The sequence below is a fragment of the Terriglobus roseus genome, assembly GCF_900105625.1.
GTDB classification, from domain to species: Bacteria; Acidobacteriota; Terriglobia; order Terriglobales; family Acidobacteriaceae; genus Terriglobus; species Terriglobus roseus_B.
In genome coordinates this window covers 3743245-3762146 of record NZ_FNSD01000001.1, presented here as the reverse complement: position 1 = coordinate 3762146, position 18902 = coordinate 3743245, and the positions used below count along the sequence as shown (strand labels likewise).

18 protein-coding genes are annotated in these 18902 nt (G+C 61.2%); 12 read left to right on the top strand and 6 right to left on the bottom strand.

The window, feature by feature from the left end; translation table 11 throughout:
- Positions 1–113: 113 nt before the first annotated feature.
- Together BLW03_RS15670 and BLW03_RS15665 are read right to left on the bottom strand one after the other, a co-directional pair.
- Positions 114–1712: a PQQ-binding-like beta-propeller repeat protein gene (locus tag BLW03_RS15670; RefSeq protein ID WP_074654968.1), complete on the bottom strand. Its 1599-nt coding sequence runs from the start codon at positions 1710–1712 to the stop codon at positions 114–116.
- 3 nt (positions 1713–1715) lie between these two features.
- Entirely contained in the window at positions 1716–3263 is a 1548-nt protein-coding gene (locus BLW03_RS15665; RefSeq protein WP_074654966.1) for a PQQ-binding-like beta-propeller repeat protein, read from the bottom strand.
- A 336-nt stretch (positions 3264–3599) separates the two neighbouring features.
- Between BLW03_RS15665 and tsaB the strand changes: the two genes are divergently transcribed.
- From tsaB to BLW03_RS15640, 5 genes are all read left to right on the top strand, one after another.
- Positions 3600–4262, top strand: coding sequence for a tRNA (adenosine(37)-N6)-threonylcarbamoyltransferase complex dimerization subunit type 1 TsaB (tsaB, locus tag BLW03_RS15660; RefSeq protein WP_170835052.1), 663 nt, complete (start codon positions 3600–3602; stop codon positions 4260–4262).
- On the top strand, positions 4259–4810 hold the full coding sequence (locus BLW03_RS15655; RefSeq protein ID WP_074654963.1) for a GNAT family N-acetyltransferase: 552 nt from the start codon (positions 4259–4261) through the stop codon (positions 4808–4810). The genes tsaB and BLW03_RS15655 overlap by 4 nt, the downstream gene beginning before the upstream one ends.
- Positions 4811–4853: 43 nt before the next feature.
- A complete protein-coding gene (locus tag BLW03_RS15650) occupies positions 4854–5516 on the top strand; it encodes a phosphatidylserine decarboxylase (RefSeq protein WP_074654961.1) in 663 nt (220 codons plus the stop codon).
- A 1-nt stretch (position 5517) separates the two neighbouring features.
- On the top strand, positions 5518–6372 hold the full coding sequence (gene pssA, locus BLW03_RS15645; protein WP_074654959.1) for a CDP-diacylglycerol--serine O-phosphatidyltransferase: 855 nt from the start codon (positions 5518–5520) through the stop codon (positions 6370–6372).
- A gap of 116 nt (positions 6373–6488) precedes the next feature.
- A complete protein-coding gene (locus BLW03_RS15640; protein WP_074654957.1) occupies positions 6489–7490 on the top strand; it encodes an Asd/ArgC dimerization domain-containing protein in 1002 nt (333 codons plus the stop codon).
- A gap of 333 nt (positions 7491–7823) precedes the next feature.
- Here BLW03_RS15640 and BLW03_RS21160 read toward each other — a convergent pair whose 3' ends face one another.
- From BLW03_RS21160 to serS, 4 genes are all read right to left on the bottom strand, one after another.
- On the bottom strand, positions 7824–7955 hold the full coding sequence (locus BLW03_RS21160) for a hypothetical protein (protein ID WP_014786890.1): 132 nt from the start codon (positions 7953–7955) through the stop codon (positions 7824–7826).
- 60 nt (positions 7956–8015) lie between these two features.
- Positions 8016–8693: a LolA family protein gene (locus BLW03_RS15635; protein ID WP_074654955.1), complete on the bottom strand. Its 678-nt coding sequence runs from the start codon at positions 8691–8693 to the stop codon at positions 8016–8018.
- Positions 8694–8762: 69 nt separating this feature from the next.
- A complete protein-coding gene (locus BLW03_RS15630) occupies positions 8763–9143 on the bottom strand; it encodes a hypothetical protein (RefSeq protein ID WP_074654953.1) in 381 nt (126 codons plus the stop codon).
- A 5-nt stretch (positions 9144–9148) separates the two neighbouring features.
- Positions 9149–10513: a serine--tRNA ligase gene (serS, locus tag BLW03_RS15625; RefSeq protein ID WP_074654951.1), complete on the bottom strand. Its 1365-nt coding sequence runs from the start codon at positions 10511–10513 to the stop codon at positions 9149–9151.
- Positions 10514–10598: 85 nt separating this feature from the next.
- Here serS and BLW03_RS15620 point away from each other — a divergent pair, with 85 nt between their 5' ends.
- From BLW03_RS15620 to BLW03_RS15590, 7 genes are all read left to right on the top strand, one after another.
- Positions 10599–12275, top strand: a complete 1677-nt coding sequence (locus BLW03_RS15620) for an alkaline phosphatase family protein (protein WP_074654949.1) — start codon at positions 10599–10601, stop codon at positions 12273–12275.
- A gap of 11 nt (positions 12276–12286) precedes the next feature.
- The gene (locus BLW03_RS15615; protein ID WP_074656067.1) at positions 12287–13192 is read left to right on the top strand and encodes a dihydroorotate dehydrogenase; all 906 of its coding nucleotides are present in this window, start codon (positions 12287–12289) and stop codon (positions 13190–13192) included.
- A gap of 29 nt (positions 13193–13221) precedes the next feature.
- Positions 13222–13536: a nucleotidyltransferase family protein gene (locus BLW03_RS15610; RefSeq protein ID WP_074656066.1), complete on the top strand. Its 315-nt coding sequence runs from the start codon at positions 13222–13224 to the stop codon at positions 13534–13536.
- Positions 13526–13873 carry a HepT-like ribonuclease domain-containing protein gene (locus tag BLW03_RS15605; RefSeq protein ID WP_074654947.1) on the top strand — a complete coding sequence of 116 codons (348 nt, stop codon included), beginning with the start codon at positions 13526–13528 and terminating at the stop codon, positions 13871–13873. Before BLW03_RS15610 ends, BLW03_RS15605 begins: the two co-directional genes overlap by 11 nt.
- On the top strand, positions 13874–15478 hold the full coding sequence (purH, locus tag BLW03_RS15600; protein WP_074654946.1) for a bifunctional phosphoribosylaminoimidazolecarboxamide formyltransferase/IMP cyclohydrolase: 1605 nt from the start codon (positions 13874–13876) through the stop codon (positions 15476–15478).
- Positions 15479–15600: 122 nt separating this feature from the next.
- Positions 15601–17697: a tetratricopeptide repeat protein gene (locus BLW03_RS15595; RefSeq protein ID WP_074654944.1), complete on the top strand. Its 2097-nt coding sequence runs from the start codon at positions 15601–15603 to the stop codon at positions 17695–17697.
- Positions 17698–17735: 38 nt separating this feature from the next.
- Positions 17736–18875 (top strand): deoxyguanosinetriphosphate triphosphohydrolase family protein, encoded by a 1140-nt coding sequence (locus BLW03_RS15590; RefSeq protein ID WP_074656065.1) that lies wholly within the window; start codon positions 17736–17738, stop codon positions 18873–18875.
- Positions 18876–18902: the final 27 nt, after the last annotated feature.

The window sequence follows — 18902 nt, the reverse complement described above, 5'->3', positions numbered from 1 at the left end:
GAGCCCGGGGCTGCGTCCCGAGGTCACTGCCTTAGGATGCTCGTCTCTTCATCCCTGCAGAACAAACGGCCCGCGCACAGCGCGGGCCGTTCTCGTTGTAAGTGGTCAAAAAATTACAACCCAAAGCAATAAACATTTCCGTCGTAGCTGCTCATGTAAACCTTGCCATTTGCGACGGTGATGCCAGTGAAGTGGTTAAAGCTGGTGATCGTGTCCTTCGAAGACCAAAGCTCCTTACCCGTCTCCGCATCCAGTGCGTATACGGTGACGTGGTTCGACAGCGCAGCACGGTTCGAAGAGTCGAAGTTCAGACCAATATCCGGCCAGACCTGCTGCGTGTCGTCGCCGCTGCCCCAGGTGTAGACCACACCGTTGGCAACGATCGGCGGCTCGCCGCGGAACATGTCGCGAGACACCCAAACCGGCTCGTACGCGGGCTTGCCACCCTTGTCGACCAGCCTGAAGGCAGCCACGCCACCTTCCTTGGTTGCGGGCGTGTTCTCAATCGGGAATTTGATGCCCGAGTGCTTCGGTCCCCAGAAGGGCACCAGCACCCAGCGCGTTCCCTTCGCATCCAGGTACGACGACACAGCACCCCAGCTACCCGCGCTGGCGAAGTCGACTGCTTCGTTGCAGATCAGCGGCGTCTTCAGCAGCGGCTCATGGTGATCCGGTCCGCCCATGTTCTTCGGGTCCAGCAGGTACAGGCGGCACTCCTTGCCTGAGGCGGCCATGTACTCCTTGCCGTTGAACATGAAGCTGGTCGGCGTGTTGTTCGGATCCAGATCGCGACGGCGCAGCCAGTCCCAGTTGGGCGGCGTGAACCAGTCCTTCACCATCCACGCGCCGTCCTTCAACTCGAAGCCGACAACGGAGTTGCCAAGCACGAGATTGTCCGGCTTGCTGGGGTTGTAGATACCATCGCCCGTCGTCGTCCAAACGACGCCGTCCGACGTGATCACCGGTCCACGGCGACCCCACAGACCACCGCCGCCACCAAAGCCCTTCGAAGGCGTGACCTTGCCGCTTGCCAGGTCGACGGAGTAGATACCGCCGCGGCCCGCATAGATGATGCTGTTGTTCCAGAGCTGCAGAGCGAACTTCGACGTGGCACCAGTCTTGATCACCGGCTTCAGGTCTTCGCCAGTCACATCACTCAGGATGTGCAGGTTACCGCCGCCATCGAGAACATAGATGGGGCGCACACCCTTGGCATCCGGCTCACCGATGACGGGCACGTCCGTGCTACCACCGGGGTTCAGGAAGTTGTAGTGACGCGTGTCCGTCGGCAGCACTTGGGCGGGACGCGGCGGTGCACCCTCTGGCGGACGCATCGGCGGCAGCGCCTCGTACTTGAACTTCTGCTGCCACACGATGGTGCCGGCCTTTGCGTCGAAGGCATAGAGTGTGTCCCCTACGCCAAGGATGTAGACCATCTCCTTGGGGCCGCTGGCCGTGGGCACGTTCTGCACCACGAGCGGATCCATCAGCGTATGCAGGCCGTGCGGATAGACATCCGTCTTCGTCTTCCACAGCAGCTTCATGCTGCCAACGTTGCTCTTGTTGAGGATCTTCTCGTCCTTGTTCCAGCCGCTGCGCTGTACGTCTCCGCCGGAGGTGAGCCAGTTACCGTTCTGCGCGACGGCCATGCTGCAGCAAAGGGCTGCGCTGGCCAGTGCAGACAATGTCTTCCGTGTAGAAATCTTCAGCATGGATTACTTCTCCTCGGGAATGCCGTACTGATACAGCGTGTTGTCGTGCGTGACGAAGTAGGCGTGGCCGTTGGCAAAGGCAAGCGGCTGCGAGGAGTAGGTGGCGGCCGGCGTGCTGCTGTACAGCGCCTTACCGGTCGCGGCATCCAGCAGGTGCAGCACCGCGGGCTTGGACCCCTTGGCGGACCAACCCGAGGCGAGCCCATAGACGAGGCCACCCGCGACGATCGGACCGGAAGCGCCCACCATGTCCGGCGAGCTCCACGCTGGAACCAGCTTGGGACGTCCACCGCTGAAGTCGATCTTGAAGGCCACAATGCCACCGTTGGCAAGTGCGCCGTTCGCTCCCGCAAACTTCGCGGCAATCGGTCCACGTACGGCCGCGAACAGCCAGCGCGTGTTGCCATGCTCGGTATCCGCGAACGTCGCAAAAGTCCCAAAGATACCGTTGCTGCCCGAAGCATCGGCAGCGACGATCGCGTCGGTCGAGGCCAGCGGCGTGTGGTGATCGCTGCCGCCCAGTGCTGTCGAATCCAGCAGGTAGATCTTGCCGTTGCGATCGCCCGCAACCACGTAGTCCTTACCGCCCTCGGCGAAGACAGCCGGCGTAACGCCAGCAGCGCCCGGCTTGTACGCCGGCTCCTTGTCGCTGGGTGTGAAGTAGTCCTTCACTTCCAGCGTCTTCGGATCCAGCTTCAGCACGGTGTCGTTGTAGGCGCCGGCGACATCGCCCTTGCCTTCGGGAACGGTGCCAACGACGAAATCGTTCTTCGTGCCGATCGCCGTGCTGCCAGTACCGGCAAAGCCAGCGCCGTTCGTCATGAAGCTGACGACGCTGCCCCACACGGCGGGAGACTTGAAGGGCTTGTTCGGCTCGTTCTCGGTCTCAGGCGCCTTGAAGTTCGCAGCGTAGAGTCCGTTGCCCGCGCCGCCACAGCCGTTGATCGTCGCGGCGAAGAGCGTGCCGTCCGCGGAGATATTCAGCGCCGGGACATTGCTGCCTGCAGGTACCAGTTTCTGACCGGGAACGTAGGTCGGGTCGCCGTCCTGCTGGCGCAGCGGAATCAGCGTGCCGTTGCCATCCAGCACATAGGTCACAGCAACGGTGCCGCGGCCAAAGCCACCACCACCGAAACGTCCCACGGTGCTGCCGCCGGTTAGAAGCGGCGGCGCCGTCATGCCACCGGGGCACATGGCCGAGGTCTTGACCGCGCCCTTCGTGGGCAGGGTTACATGCTTGAAGTCGTAGGCCAGGTCTGCGTCTGTCACCCAGACATCGCCGGCAGAAGAGCCCGTCCACAACAGCTCATGGAAACCGGTGATGCCGATGATGCGCTCAAGGTCGATGGTCGAGGTGGCGATGCCCTTCGTTTCGAACTTGTGTTTGTAGAGCTGCTTGACGTCCTTGGCATTGGCCGCGGAGATGTGTGTCTCCGGATTGACGTAGCCGTCTCGCTGCGGATTGCCACCCACGCTGGGCCAGTTGGCAGCCCAGACACAGGCGCAGGATCCGGCCGCCACACAGAGCGACCACAACACTTTCTTCTGCATGCAGATGACCTCTCTCGTACCGCAAGTAAATTCAGTTCGGAGCCTGCATTCTGAGACGTCTCATAAATGCCCGCTCCATCCATCCGTCAGCCCGTCTTTTGCGTGCCAGATCGCACAAATACTGTGCAAACGCCACACTTTCGCTGCTCGTTTGGAAGCGCACTACTTATCCCATTGGCGGCGAACGATTGTCAAGCAAATCGGTTGGCGCGTTTCGGGGACGACAGGTTGACGCAACGCGAGCCCTCGAAGTTCCCACCGCACGGAAAATTGACCGGGGAATCTACTGGCCGCGTCGTGTTGGGCGCGGGTCGCGCGAGACGTATCATCGAAACGATGCAGACCCTGCTCCTGATCGATACCTGTGGTGCCGGCGGCGGCATCGCTGTCGCCCATGTCGGTCACAGTGCTGCAACAGTCCTCGCAGAACGCGAGCTGCCCGGCCGCGAGACGCAGGAACTGCTGATGTCCGCGCTGGCCGACGTGCTTGCCCTGGCTTCTGTGAAACCCGCGGCGATCGATGCCGTTGCCGTGGTGAATGGCCCCGGTTCCTTTACCGGTGTCCGTATTGGTCTGGCCGCAGCAAAGGGATTAGCAGAAGCACTCGACAAGCCGCTCATCGCCATCAGCCGTCTTGCTGTTCTGGCAGCGCAAGCCCCCGCAAGCGGCAACGTCCGAGCGTGGCTCGATGCGGGCCGTGGAGACATCTTCCGCGGCCTCTATCGTGATGGCGTGTGTACTGACGAAGCCATGATTACGGGGGAATGCGCACTGGAAGAGGCCGAGGGACAGGCGGTGATTGTCATGGAAGAACGGCTCGCGACACTCTGCCCACGAGCCCTGGCCGTACCACCGGTAGGCGTGCGGCAGGCATTACCACTCGCCGCGGCGATGCTCAACCGGGGCACCTTCGCGGATACAGCACTGCTCGACGCCAACTACCTTCGCATTCCGGACGCGGAACTTCACCGTCTCCGCGCCGCTGCACTGTCGGCATGATCCGCATCCGGCCGGCAACCGCCGAGGACATACCCGCTGTCCAGCGAATCACTCTCGCCAGCCCCACCGCGCCGCATTGGACGACCGAGCAGTTCGGCGAGTCAATTGCCACTTCTTCAACCGCTACCGTGCGGCGAACGGTCCTCCTTGCGGAACTCACCACGCTGAAGCAGCAGGTCATCGGCTTTGCAGTCATCTCCGCGCTCGTATCCGTCTACCCAATCGACGCCGAACTGGAGAGCATTGCAGTGGATCCGGACCATCGAGGCAAGGGAGCAGGCGCTGCCCTGCTGCAGGCCGCCACCGATTGGCTGACCTCGCTGCCAACCTCCGGAGAACTGGCCGCAGTCATCCGGCTGGAGGTGCGTGTGTCCAATCATCCGGCGATCCGCCTCTATCGCAGCCACGGTTTTGTCGATGTCGCCACACGCACCGCCTATTACGCAAATCCGCGGGAAGACGCGATTTGCATGGAAAGAGAGATCGTTGCCGCTACCGCACCAACATCTCGCTTGGTAATCCAGCCAAAGGCACTGCCCAGGCTATGACGCGGGCAATTCTGCTGCCCGGAAGCGGTATGATTACCGCTGTATGGTTCGTGACGGATATTTTTACGCGCTTGGCCTGATCGTAGTTGCTGTTCTGCTGTGGCAACTCACCGGCTCTAAGGGCATCGGCGTGATACCGCTCATCCTGGCGGTCTTCTTTCTATGGTTCTTCCGTGATCCTGCGCGCCGCATCCCTACCGGCCCCGGCGAGATCGTCTCGCCCGGAGACGGAAAGGTCACGGAAGCCGAGTGGATCGAAACGCCCGACGGCAGCCGTCTGCGCATCAGCATCTTCCTGAACGTCTTCGATGTGCACGTGAATCGTTCCCCCATCGAGGGCACGGTAACGTCCGTGAATCACAAGCACGGCCTCTTCCTGAACGCCATGCGTGCAGACAGTAATGTGCTGAATGAGCAGAACGTGGTCGTCATTGAACACGGCGATTGCTCCGTCCAGGTGAAGCAGATCGCCGGCTTGCTGGCACGCCGTATTGTCTGCACCGTCAAGCCGGGCGACCGCCTTCAGCGCGGACAGCGCTTCGGCCTGATCAAGTTCGGATCGCGTGTCGATGTGCTGATGCCCGCGGACGCGAATCTCCGTGTTCGCCGCGGCGACCGCGTGCGTGGCGGCAGCTCCATCCTCGCAGTTGTTCCCCAAAACTCCGCCTGCGACGACGGATCATCGGCCGCTGTTGCCGAGGCATAACGTGGGCAATACCCCCGTGCCGCCCCGTAAGCGACCACGCCGTGGGCTCTACGTCCTGCCATCCATCTTTACGGGCGGCAATATTGCGCTGGGCTTTTACGCCATCGCGCAGAGCATGCAGGCTTCCACGGCCGATCATGCTCCGTTTGATCGGGCCGCGCTCGCCATCATCTTCGCGCTGCCCTTTGACGCGCTCGACGGCCGCATCGCACGCATGACCAACACGGAGAGCGACTTCGGACGCGAGCTCGATTCGCTCGCCGACGTCATCACCTTCGGTGTTGCGCCCGCGATCCTCGCTTATACCTGGGGCTTTCGGATGCTGCCGGCGCTGGCGAATGCGCGCCTGCATGCACGCCTGATCGAGTTCGGCCTGGTTGCGGCATTCCTCTTCCTCATCTGCGGCGCATGCCGGCTCGCGCGCTTCAATGTCACGGTGAACCCTAAGCCAAGCAATCCGGGCCGCCCCGGCCGGCGCTACTTTGTCGGTATGCCCATTCCCGCTGCAGCTGGTGTTGTTGGGAGCGTGGTGCACTGCTTCAATGGCTCGCCCATCGACAATCCATGGATCGCCCTGGTTTGGCTTGCATTGCTGCTATTCACCGGCTTTCTGATGGTCAGCCGGTGGCGTTTCTGGAGCGGGAAAGAGATCACGCTGGTCGACAAGCAGCCCACGCGCATCCTCGTCGTTCTTGTCCTGCTCGGAGTTCTGCTGGCAGAGTTTTCGGAGTACCTGCTGATCTCGATGGCCCTTGCCTATATGGTCAGTGGTATGGGCGCACGGCTGATGTACGCTGCACAGTCACGGCGCGCGAGACGCCTTGGCATGCCGATGCCGAACACCAGCCAGGTATAGAGAAGCCCGCACCAGCGAAAGATATGCGCGCCTGTTGGATATCACCCAGCGCACTGCTCCATCCACTGCAGGCGTAACCTTGCATCAGCCGCGGCACCGCCGCATCAGAGATAGCTATGAACAAGATTCAATACCGCATCGCCGTGGTCGGCGCATCTTCCCTGCTGGGCAAGGAAATTGGCGATGAAATCGCCGAGAGTCCGCTTGCTGCAGCCAACACCATCCTTCTGGACACAGAAGAAGCGGGTGGAACCCTGGAAGCCATCGGCGACGAAGCCGCGTTCCTGCAGACGCTGGAACCTGCCTCCCTTGAAAACCTTGACGTAGCCATCTTCGCGGACACCAAGATGCTTCGCGAATTTGGCCAGACCGCGCGTGCGATGGGCGCTGCCGTGGTCGATGTGACTGGCTCCGGCTTCGATACAACCGCTCCCGTACGTTCGCCGCTGGTCGGTGATTCCAAACCGCTGGACCTTGAGGCCAACTCCGTGCGCGTTGCGCACCCCGTCGCGACCATGCTGGCACTCGTACTCGGCCTGGCCGCAAAGGCCGGTGCACTCCGGAATGCGGCAGCCACGGTATTGCAGCCTGCCAGTGAAAATGGTCGCGCTGCCCTTGATGAACTGCAGCAGCAAAGCATCAACCTGCTGAGCTTTCAGGCGGTGCCGACTGAAGAGTTTGACGCGCAGGTCGCGTTCAACCTCCTGCCAACACTTGGCGAAGCCGCGCGTAACCCTATTGCCGCCAGCGAAGACCGTATCCTGCGCGATCTGCAGGCGCTTTCCGCCGATCTTCCGGTGCCCGTGCTGCAACTGATCCAGGCACCGGTCTTCCACGGCTTTGGCGTCTCGCTGTTTCTTGAGTTTGATCAGCCGCTCGCACCCGGCGTTCTACTGGCTGCAATGGCCTCTGAGTACATCGACATCACCGGCGAAGAGCCGCCAAGCAACATCAGCAGCGCAGGCCAGGGGCGTGTTCTGCTGCAGCTGAAGCCCACCGCGGACAACACACGGTATGCCCTGTGGATGACCGCCGACAATCTCAAGCTGACCGCACGCACCGCAGTCGCCTGCGCGCTGGAACTGACTCGTCTAAAACCGCTGGGAACAGTCCAGTAGAGCCCTGAGGCGCCCATGCAAACCCAAGTTGTCCACGCGGACTCGGGTCGCCCCCGCGGGATCGGGTTCCCCATTCTTTTGCAATAGCAAAAGGGTGGGCTATCGCGAGAAGCTCGACCAGGGATGCCACGAGCGGCAGCGGGACAAGTAGAAAGACGAGCTTCCTGCTTCCACGAGTCCGGCACTGCTTTGCAACGGTGCGGACCCGGCCTTTCAGTCACGAAAACCATAGCAACACGAAGGGACCTGCCCTCCTCCACATCTCACGATGCTCGGAAAGCAGGCCCCTCCGCGCTGTTACGGATGCCAGAGTTTTTAACGTCGTCCTACAGCTTAGTAGGTGCCGAACGGATGGGCATAGCCCGGGTGGTAGAGGGCCAGGAGCGCTACGGCTCCGACACCAAAGGCAATTACCAACACCTGCCAGTTACGCTCAATCCACGGCTGCTCAACTTCATGGCTCATCGCAAAGATCTCCTCGCTCCATCGTAAACGACGGTGGGCCGCCCTCGTTCGAAGATCGGCCTAATGCTTTGGTGAGGCGTATTTCTTGGTATCCACTGGCGTGTTGTAACGGACGTTGCGATAGAACGCCGTACGCGTGTCGCCTTCGGGGGTATACGTGACCTGCTTCAATGGGATGTCGCGCGACGCGTCGATCCACATGGTGATGTGGTTGAACGTCTGGGCGGTCTCCGGATCCTTCGGTACCAAGTCGAGTTTGGCCGTCGAGACACCATCTACTGGCTCCATGCCCTGCAGCGTGACGTTATACGACTTCTCAATATCCTTGCCGCTGCCGCCGAATCCAAGAGCCAGAAAGCTCTCAACCCGCGACCGGTTCTCGCCCGCGCTGAACCCGGTTACTTTCTTCGCGACGGCGTCGTACATGTCGCCCTTGCCATCCGAAAAGTGGATGTACTTGGTCGGTGCCCCGCCCTGCTTCTGCGCCAGCGTAATGCCGACATCGATCGTGTTGTTCTTGCGCTGGAAGTAAGTCCTGCCGTACTGCGAGGTCGTCTCCTTCACGATCTTCTCGTAGTTATCCCACTGCAGATCGGCTTCCGCCGACTGGAACTTCGCGGACGATGCGTCAAGCTGACGCAGGACCTTGTCCAGCGCAGGATCCGTGGCAGCGTGCGCGGATGCGGTAGCCGTCGTCAAGACAAAAGCGGCGATCATGATGTGTGCAAATCGATTCATCGTGCTCCTGAAGCCTCGCATGCTTAGACACAAAGATGTGCCGTCCGGCGCGCTCAGCGATGCGAAAACCTATCGGTGAGCCCACACCCGGTACGCCTGCACCGAACCATCGGCGCCGCGGATCGGCTCGTAACGCTCCACCAGGACATCGCCGGCAATGGGCTCGATCAGCCGGCGCAGGGCGCGGCGTGTACGCTGCTCCGGGTCAGAACCGCCGACCTTCTTCAGACTCTGATCTACATCGGACTGCTTTACCTGGTAGACAAGCTCTCCCGCCCCGTTGTTCTCCACCATGATTTGCGACGGCAGGTTGTAGATTGGCCGGTCGCGGAAGTTGATGAATCGCGGCGACACGAAGATGAACAACAGCACCATCGTCACCATCACGTCATAGTGAAACGAGCCGCGCTCATAGCTCCAGAAAAGGTAGTTGCGAACCGTCTTCAACATCGTCTTTAAAGTCCTGCCTTGCCCGCGGCCTGCGAACCCTGGCCCGTAGCGAGCGAGGTTTGCTGGCCGATCGTGGTCTGGCCGCCCATGTACGGTACCAGTGCATCCGGCACACGGATGGACCCGTCGGCCTGCTGATAGTTTTCAAGGATAGCGAGATAGGTCCGGCCCACGGCCAGTCCGGATCCATTCAATGTGTGCACAAACTCTGCCTTCTTGGCGCCCGCGGGCTTGAAGCGGATGTTCGCTCGCCGTGCCTGGAAGCTGCCGAAATTGGAGCACGAGCTGATCTCACGGTAGAGTTCCTGGCCCGGCAGCCACACTTCGAGGTCATACGTCTTCTGCGACGCGAAGCCCATGTCCCCCGTGCACAGGAGCATACGGCGGTAAGGCAGACCAAGGGTCTCAAGAACCGTTTCGGCATGGCGTGTGAGCTTTTCATGCTCCTCTGCGCTCTTGTCCGGCGCTGTGAACTTTACAAGCTCCACCTTCTGGAACTGGTGCTGGCGAATCATGCCACGCACGTCCCGACCGTAGCTGCCGGCCTCGCTGCGGAAGCAGGGAGTATAGGCGCACAGGCTGATCGTCGGATCGCATTCGATCGTCTCGTCGCGGAACAGGTTGGTCACGGGAACTTCCGCAGTGGGGATCAGCCAGTGATCGTTCTCCTGCAATTCTCCCGGCACATATGCGCCTTTGTCGTCGCAGTGAAACAGATCTTCCGCAAACTTCGGCAATTGCCCGGTACCGAACAGCGACTTCGAATTGACCATGTAGGGCGGCAGCACCTCGGTGTAGCCATGCTGGCCGGTGTGCAGGTCGATCATGAAATTCGCCAGGGCCCGCTCCAGCCGTGCACCCGCGCCAACCTGAACGACAAAGCGCGATCCGCTGATCTTCGCCGCGCGATTGAAGTCGAGAATCCCGAGGGCTTCGCCCAGCTCCCAGTGCGGCTTCGCTTTGAAGTCGAAGTGCGGGATCTCGCCCCAAACCTTTTCGGTCGAGTTGCCATGCTCATCGCGGCCCTCGGGCACGCTGGCATCCGGCAGATTCGGAATCGCCTCAAGGATTGTGCGCAGCTTCAGATCGTGCGCGGCGGCACTCTCTTCCAAGGCCTCCGTCTGCTCGCGCAGCGTGCGGACTTCCTCAGTCAGCGCTTCGGCATCGCCGCCTGTGCGCTTCAGCTTGCCAATCTCTTCTGAAAGGCGATTGCGCCGCGCCTTGACCGTCTCAAGACTGGTGATCGCCTCACGGCGGGCCGCATCAATGTCGGCGAAGTTGCCCAGCAGGGCGGCGGGGTCGGCGTTACGCCGGCGAAGTGCGGCTTCCACCTCCGGGAGATTACCCCGGACGTATGCGAGATCGAGCATCTGTCTATGGTATCGGGTTTGGCGGCGGCGCGGAAAATCATCGACCAGAGACAATCTCCGGGCGCGCCCGCATTAGCATGAACGTATGCTGCTTCGCCGCTTTGCCGCCGCCGCTGTCTCCGCCACCCTGATCCTCTCAACCGTCACGCCTGCACGCGCAGCAGCCTATGACGGCTCTCCGAAGCTGGTCATCGAGCTGGTGTTCGACCAGTTCCGCGGTGACTACCTGGATCGCTTTCGTGCCGACTTCAAGGCGAGGAACGGCTGGAACCTCTTCCTGAAGCAGGGTGCCCACTACACGGATTGCTACTACGACTACGCCAACCTGGTGACTGGTCCGGGCCACTCCACCATTGGTACAGGTGCTTACACCGACGGCCATGGCGTGCCCGTGAACGATTGGTATGAGAAGGCCCCGGACGGCAAGCTGCGGTATGTGCAGTCCATTGATGACGATCGCTACACCATCGTCGGTCAGCCGGCAGGAGCGAAGGTCTCGCCAGGAGCTTCGCCGCATTATGAGGTCGCCTCCACACTTGGCGATGAGCTCGTCCTCGCGACAAGCGGCAAGGCTCGTGTCTTCGGCGTTTCCCTGAAAGATCGGGCTGCCATCCTGACCAGCGGCCACGCAACGAAGGGTGCGTTCTGGACGGACCATGAGAGCGGTCGCTGGATCACGTCGACCTACTGGCAGAAGCAGCTTCCGTCGTGGGTGGAAGCCTTCAACAGCGGCGATGCCGTTGCCAGAGCTCGCGCCACCTCAAAGATCCCGGATGGCAGCTTCTACGAAAAGGTGGGCGCAACGCAGGCCGGCGTCGCCTACCAGCTCGACTTTGCGAAAGCGCTGATCCAGAACGAACACCTCGGTCACAACGAGGCTGGTGTGACCGACCTCATCACGATTTCCGTCTCTTCCACAGACATCATGGGACACCGCGTCGGGCCCGACGATGCCCAGCAGCGCGCACTGATCGACGCGTCCGATGTTGAGCTGGATCGCTTTTTCACGTGGATCGACAGCACCATCGGTTTGAAGAATGTGATGGTTTCCATGACGGGGGATCATGGCGTCGCGCCCAGCGTCAATGCGGCTGTGGCTATGGGCATGCCGGCACGGGGCGTTCCAACCAAGCCCATGTGGGACTACGTCGAGAAGGCCCTGCAGGCGAAGTTCAAGCCAAAGGGCAACGTGAAGTACGTGCTTGGCGGCGAATCGCCATGGATGCAGATTGATCCGGAGCCGTTCCAGGCGCAGGGCATCTCGGAGCAGCAGGCGGAAGATGCTACGGCAGACGCCGTTCGCGAATACTTTGCCAGCCTGGCGGCTTCCACCACGGCACAGGCCGGGGCGCCGGAAGGTCGCCTACCGGAGCCATTGCGTGTGCAGTTTGTTTACACCGCAAGCCAGCTCCGCAACGGACAGGTACCCGACACCGACCAGGGTCGCCGCGAGCTGCATAGCTACTCCCCTGCAATCCGCTGGGCGGTGCACATGAACTTTGGTGCGTACCAGTACTACGGCTCCGAGACGGGGACGACACACTACTCTTCGAATTCCTACGACCGGCATGTGCCGCTCGATTTCTTTGGCGCGGCCTTCCAGCCCGGCACCTATCACAACCCGGTAGAGCCAGTGGACATTGCGGCGACCTTCGCGTCCCTTTTGCGGGTGAACCGTCCGTCTGCGGCAGTGGGTCATGTGCGCCTGGAATCGCTGAAGCCGGAAGTGGCGGCGATCGCTGGAACGGTGACGCGTAAGTGAGCAAGCCCGACATGCGCGTCAGCATCGCCGGGGTTGCGCTTCGCTCGCCTGTGATCGCTGCCAGCGGCACTTTTGGTTACGGCGTGGAGTTTGAAGAGATTCTCTCCACTGACCGCATCGGCGCGTTCGTCACCAAGGGCCTGTCCCTGGTGCCGATGGACGGCAACAAGGCTCCGCGCATCATCGAAACCACCGGCGGCATGATGAACGCGATCGGCCTGCAGAACATTGGTGTCGATGCCTTCATCAAGGACAAGCTGCCGGGCATTCGCAGGATGCGGGGCAGCGTCTGCATCGCCAATGTCTTCGGCTACAACATCGAAGATTGCCTGGGCGTGATTGAAAAACTGAACCACGCTGACGGCATTGTGATGTACGAATTGAACGCGAGCTGCCCCAACACGAAACACGGCGGCATGGTCTTCGGTACGGATCCTGAATCGCTTGGCGACCTCGTCTTCCGGTGCAAAGCCGTCAGCAAGCGGCCCCTGATGGTGAAGCTGTCGCCGAACGTGACCAACATCGGCGGCATGGCGCGAGTCGCGGAGGCTGCCGGAGCCGATGCCGTCTCGCTCGTCAACACTTTCCTCTCACTCGCGATCGACACGGAGACACGCAGACCCCGCATCGCCAACATCACCGGCGGACTCAGCGGACCGGCGATTAAGCCCATAGCGGTGCGCATGGTGTGGGACGTGGCGCGCTCAGTCAAGATTCCCATCGTTGGCATGGGCGGTATCGCCAAGGCAGAGGACGCTGTGGAGTTCCTGCTGGCGGGTGCAACCGCCGTCGAAGTCGGCACCGCAAGCTACGCGGACCCACGCGCGGTTGAGAAGATCGCCGACAATCTCGAAAGCTGGTGCACCGCTCACGATGTCGCGAAAGTGGCCGAACTGACGGGCGGTTTGCGGCTTTGAGCGCACCAACACTTGTTAAACTGACAACGATGAATGGCCGCCACGAGATCGATTCCAGGCGCGAGCAGATTGAAGCCATCTGCCGCGAACATGGGGTCGCGCGCCTGCTCGTGTTCGGATCGGTCCTTCGGGATGACTTCAATCCGGATACGAGCGACATCGATCTCCTTGTGAAGTTCATGCCAAACGTACAGAAGCCCTGGGCGGGTGAGTATACGGATTTGCAGTCAGCCATGGAAGCACTCTTCCGCCGCCGTGTAGACGTGATCCCGGAAGGCTCCATTAAGAATCCATACCGCCTGGTAAACATCGAACGCGAACAAGAGCTGCTCTATGCAGCATGACGACAACGCATACTTCCACGACATTGTCGCCGCGGGCAACGAAATCCTTGAATACACCGCGGGAATGCGTCTCAGAGACTATCTCAATGACGGGCGGACCCGGCGTGCTGTCGAGCGCTGCCTCGCTATCATCGGCGAGGCCCTGTCACAGATACGCAAACGGAACGAATCTGCCTTGGCTGCCATTCCGAATTACCAGAGGGTCATTGGCTTACGGCACCTGCTGATCCACGAGTACACCGACATCAATGACACGTTGATCTGGACAGCGGTGGAGCAGGATCTTCCGGAACTTCTTAAATCAATACAGACTGAACTGCACAGGATCAAACGATAGATGTCGAGCAATAAGATCACCCGCGCCCTTTTGAGTGTTACCGACAAGTCAGGTCTGCTGGAATTCGCCCAGCGCCTCAGCGCCATGGGCGTCGAGCTCGTCTCCACCGGCGGCACCGCAAAGATGCTGCGTGATGGCGGCCTCGCAGTCCGCGACATCAGCGACCTCACCGGTTTCCCCGAGATGCTGGACGGCCGCGTGAAGACCCTGCACCCGAAGGTTCACGGCGGCATCCTTCACATCCGCGATAACGCCGAGCACGTCGCGGCCGTGACCGAGCACGCCATCCAGCCCATCGACATGGTTGTGGTCAATCTCTACGCCTTCGAGAAGACCGCGTCGAAGCCCGGTGTCGCCTTCGCTGACATCATCGAGAACATCGACATCGGCGGTCCCAGCATGGTGCGCAGCGCCGCGAAAAACTTCAACGATGTCGCCATCGTCACGGCTGCAACCGACTATGAAGCCATTGCGGATGAGATGGAGGCCAACAACGCCTCCCTTTCGCTGGCCACGCGCTGGCGCCTTGCGAAGGCCGCCTTCGCCACGACTGCGGCCTATGACACCGCCATCGCCAACGCTCTCGAGACACTAACCGAGCCGGACGGCACGCACACCCAGCCCGCCACCCTTGACGAAGCCGCCGTACCCCAGGCGCTGCGCTTGAATCTGCCGCTGAAGGGTACCCTCCGTTACGGTGAGAACCCGCACCAGGCAGCAGCCGTCTACACGGACGGCACGACCAAGGGCATCGCGAACGCCAGGCAGCTGCAGGGCAAGGAACTCTCCTTCAACAACCTCGTCGATCTGGACGCCTGCTGGGAGTTGGCCAGCGAGTTCTCCGAGCCCGCCTGCGCCATCATCAAGCACACCAATCCGTGTGGCGCGGCCACCGGAAAATCACTGCTCGATGCCTACCTGAGCGCCCTGGAAGCAGACCCGGTCTCGGCCTTCGGCGGCGTCATCGGTCTAAACCGTGAACTCGACGGCGCCACTGCGGAAGAGATCGGCAAGCTCTTTGTCGAGGCGATCGTCGCCCCCTCGTTCAGCGCTGCCGCGCTCGAGGCGCTGGCGAAGAAGAAGAACCTTCGTCTGCTGCAGATTGATCCGGCCCACCCGAAGAAAGCGTTAAAGCAGATCAGCGGCGGCATGCTGATGCAGGACGCCGACCGCGGCTCACTGGAAACCGTCGAACTCAAGGTGGTCACGAAGCGCCAGCCCACACCGGAAGAGCTCACCGCCCTTCGCTTCGCCTGGACCGTCACCAAGCACGTCAAGTCCAACGCCATTGTCTACGCCCGTGCCGCAGCCGCCGCAGACGGAACCGTATTCGGCCAGACGGTCGGTATCGGCGCTGGTCAGATGAGCCGCGTGGACGCCGCCCGCTTTGGCGCCATGAAGGCTGTTCTGCCGCTTGACGGCTCAGTTGCCGGATCAGACGCGTTCTTTCCCTTCCCGGACGGCCTGGAGACCGTGGCGAAGGCTGGGGCGACCGCCATCATCCAGCCCGGCGGCTCGGTCCGCGACGCGGAGGTCATCGAAGCCGCTGATCGCTTAGGAATTGCCATGGTATTCACAGGAATGCGACACTTTAGACACGGATAAATTGCGGTTGGCGGCAGAAGAGCACCCTCCGGCGCCTGATCTTCGTCTAACCTGAAGCACACCTGTTTGCAAGCTCGGTCGCGCAAGCGAGCGGACACCGGGCAGAAGGATTGGTTCTTCTGATGATTGGTCCGCAGAACGCTGTCAGCGTTTCCTCCCTCCGTACCCTGCTTGCAGCGGTAGCGCTTTGCGTTGCCGCGCCGCTAGTCGCCCAGAAGAACGTGCCCACGGTTCTGCCCCCGCAGCCCGTGGCGCCCTCTTCCACGGGCTCCAGCGCGGCTTACTACCACTATGGCCTCGCGCACATCTATGAGGACCTTGCAACGACGCAGGGCCGCAGCGACTACGCGACCCAGGCCATTGAACAGTACAAACAGGCGCTGGACGCGGATCCAAAGTCCACGTTTCTCCAGGACGGCCTGGCCGATCTCTACTTCAAACTGGGCCGCATCCGCGAAGCTGTCGAAGTCGCGCAGGACCAGGTAAAGAAGAACCCCCAGGATGTGGAAGCGCACCGCCTGCTCGGCCGCGTCTACTACCGCTCACTCGGTGATGCGCAAGGCACGGCACAATCGCAGATGGTGCAGCTCGCTACCGCGGAATACGAAGTTCTGGTCAAGCTTGAGCCCAATGTCGCGGAAAATCATCTGTTACTGGGCCAGCTCTACGAGGTCAGCCACGAGTCCGCAAAGGCGGAGGCTCAGTTCAAGGCTGCGCAGGGGCTTGATAACGGCAGTGAAGAATCCCTCTTGAACCTTGCGCGCCTGTACAGCGAACAGGGTGATACGCAGCGTGTCATCAACACGCTCACGGCCCTGCCGGAAGGCGATCGGTCAGTTCGGATTGAGCTCGCCATCGGTGCCAGCTATGACCAGTTGCACAAGCCGAAGGAAGCTGCCGCCGCCTACCAGCGCGCGCTGGATGCTGAAAGCGACAACACAGACGCGCAGCGTGGCCTGGCGAATGCTCTCCTCGCAGGCGACCGCATGGACGATGCCCTGAAGATCTACGCCGCCATCGTCGCAGCGGAACCGCAGGATGCGCAGAGCTACATCAAGATCTCAGAGATTCAGCGCCGCCAGGGCCACTACGATCTCGCACTTGCCACGCTGAAGAAGGCGAAGGCGATGGTTCCGGACTCCGAGGAGCTCGTCTTCAACGAAGCCCTGCTCTACGACGCGCTGGGCCGCTACACGGATGCAGAGAACTCGCTGAAGGGCGTGCTCGCCGCTACTGCGAAAGCGCCTGACGCCTATACAGAAGCCGAGCGTAACAATCGCGCGATCTTCCTCGACCGCCTGGCGCTGCTCTACCGCGAAGAGAACAAGACCCCGGAAGCCGTTGACGTTTATAAACAGATGGCTTCGCTGGGCGGAGAGATGAAGCTGCGCGGCATCGGTGGCGAAGTCGATGCACTGCGTGATGCGCACGAGTGGGACAAGGCAGCCGCCGTGGCTGAGGCCGCGGCAAAGGAATCGCCAAACGACCGCGACACACAGATCCTGTATGCGGGCCAGCTTGCCGACACCGGCAAGGCAGAAGAGGGCCTTGCGCTGCTGAAGAAACAGATCAACGGCAAAGCGGAAGATCGCACCACATACCTGACACTCGCACAGGCATACATCCGTCTGCGTCGCTACGACGAAGCCAATGCTGCGTTGGATAAGGCCGAGGTCTTCTCGCAAAAGAACGATGACAAGGTCTACCTCTACTTCCTGCGCGGCACCATCGACGACAAACAAGGCAAGAAGGATGAGTCTGAGACCTGGCTGCGCAAGGTGCTGGACATCGATCCAAACAACGCGCAGACGCTGAACTACCTTGCGTACATGTTCGCCGAGCGTGGTGTGAAGCTGCCCGAAGCGCTGACCATGGTGAAGAAGGCCGTGGAGCTCGATCCGCAGAACTATGCCTACCTGGACTCGATGGGCTGGGTCTACTTCAAGATGGGCGAGTACGCCCTGTCAGAAGACCAGTTGCAGAAGGCCGTGGAGCGCAACGCCACCGATCCGACCGTGCATGACCATCTGGGTCAGGCGCTGGAGAAGCAGGGCAAGTTGAAGCTCGCTGTGGCTCAATGGGAGCGTGCGCTGGTGGAATACAGCAAGTCTCTGCCTGCTGATATTGAGCCGGACGACGTCAGCAAGCTGCATAAGCGCCTCGATAACGCGAAGGTAAAGCTGGCGAAGAATGCATCGGCCGCGAAGGTGACTCCGTAGGCGCGTCCGCTCCAGCGCTGTATGCAATGGACCTGGCCATGCTAAGCGTGCGCGGCGCGGAGGAGCACACACTCTCCTCCCGCGTTTGGAATGAGCCTTCGCGGATTGTCGGCGTAGACGACCCGCGAAGGCCGCCATTTGCGCGCGACCGCGAACGCATCGTGCAGTCCCGTGCCTTCCGACGCCTTGCCGGCAAGACGCAGGTCTTCACCAGCCGTGAATCCGACCACTTCCGCTCGCGTCTGACGCACACCATTGAAGTCGCGCAGATCGCGCGCGAGGTCGCGCGCGCGCTGGGCCTGAACGAGGAGCTGGTCGAGGCACTTGCCCTTGTTCACGACATCGGTCACCCGCCCTTCGGTCATGCGGGCGAACGCGCCCTGGACACGTGCCTTAAGGAGCATGGGCTACGCTTTGATCACAATCTGCACGCGCTTCGCATTGTGGAGCACTTTGAGGACTGGTACGCCGCGCATCGCGGCCTTAACCTGAGCCTCGGTGTACGCGAAGGCATCGTCAAGCATTCGCGCGACTACAGCGCCAGCGACCATCCACTGCTCTCGCCCTACTTCCTCGATCAGCGGCCACCGCTCGAGGCGCAATTGATCGACCTGGCCGATGAGATCGCCTACCTGACCGCCGACCTGGACGACGGGGTCGAATCAGGCCTGCTCGAGATCGACCACATCTGCGCAAACATTACCATCATGGGCCGCGCCTATCAGCAGGTGGAACATGATCATCCAGGCATTGAGCCGAAGTTCCTATTCCATGAAGCACTGCAGGTCATGCAGGCAGAATTGACCGCGGACCTGATCACCAACACCGTCCGTAACGTGCGCGAACATAACCTGCGGTCCCTCGCAGAGGTGCGCGCCTGTCCGCACCGTGTCGCCACCTTCTCACCCGAGTACGAAACACAGCGCCGCGAGGAAAAGGCATATCTCTACCGGGTGCTCTACACCTGCGACTTCCTCGAAGCGGAGCATCACAAGGCTGAGAATGTGGTCACCACTCTCTTCCATCACTTCATGCGGTCGCCGGAGCTTCTACCCTCGGGCTACGTGGAAGAAAGCGCAACAGACGGACTGCCTCGCGTTATTGCGGACTACATTGCAGGGATGACAGACAATTACATCCTGCAGCAGTTCTGGATCGCCTCGAAGCTGCGGCGCTGAGCATTTCGCCAACGAGATGGGTGACAT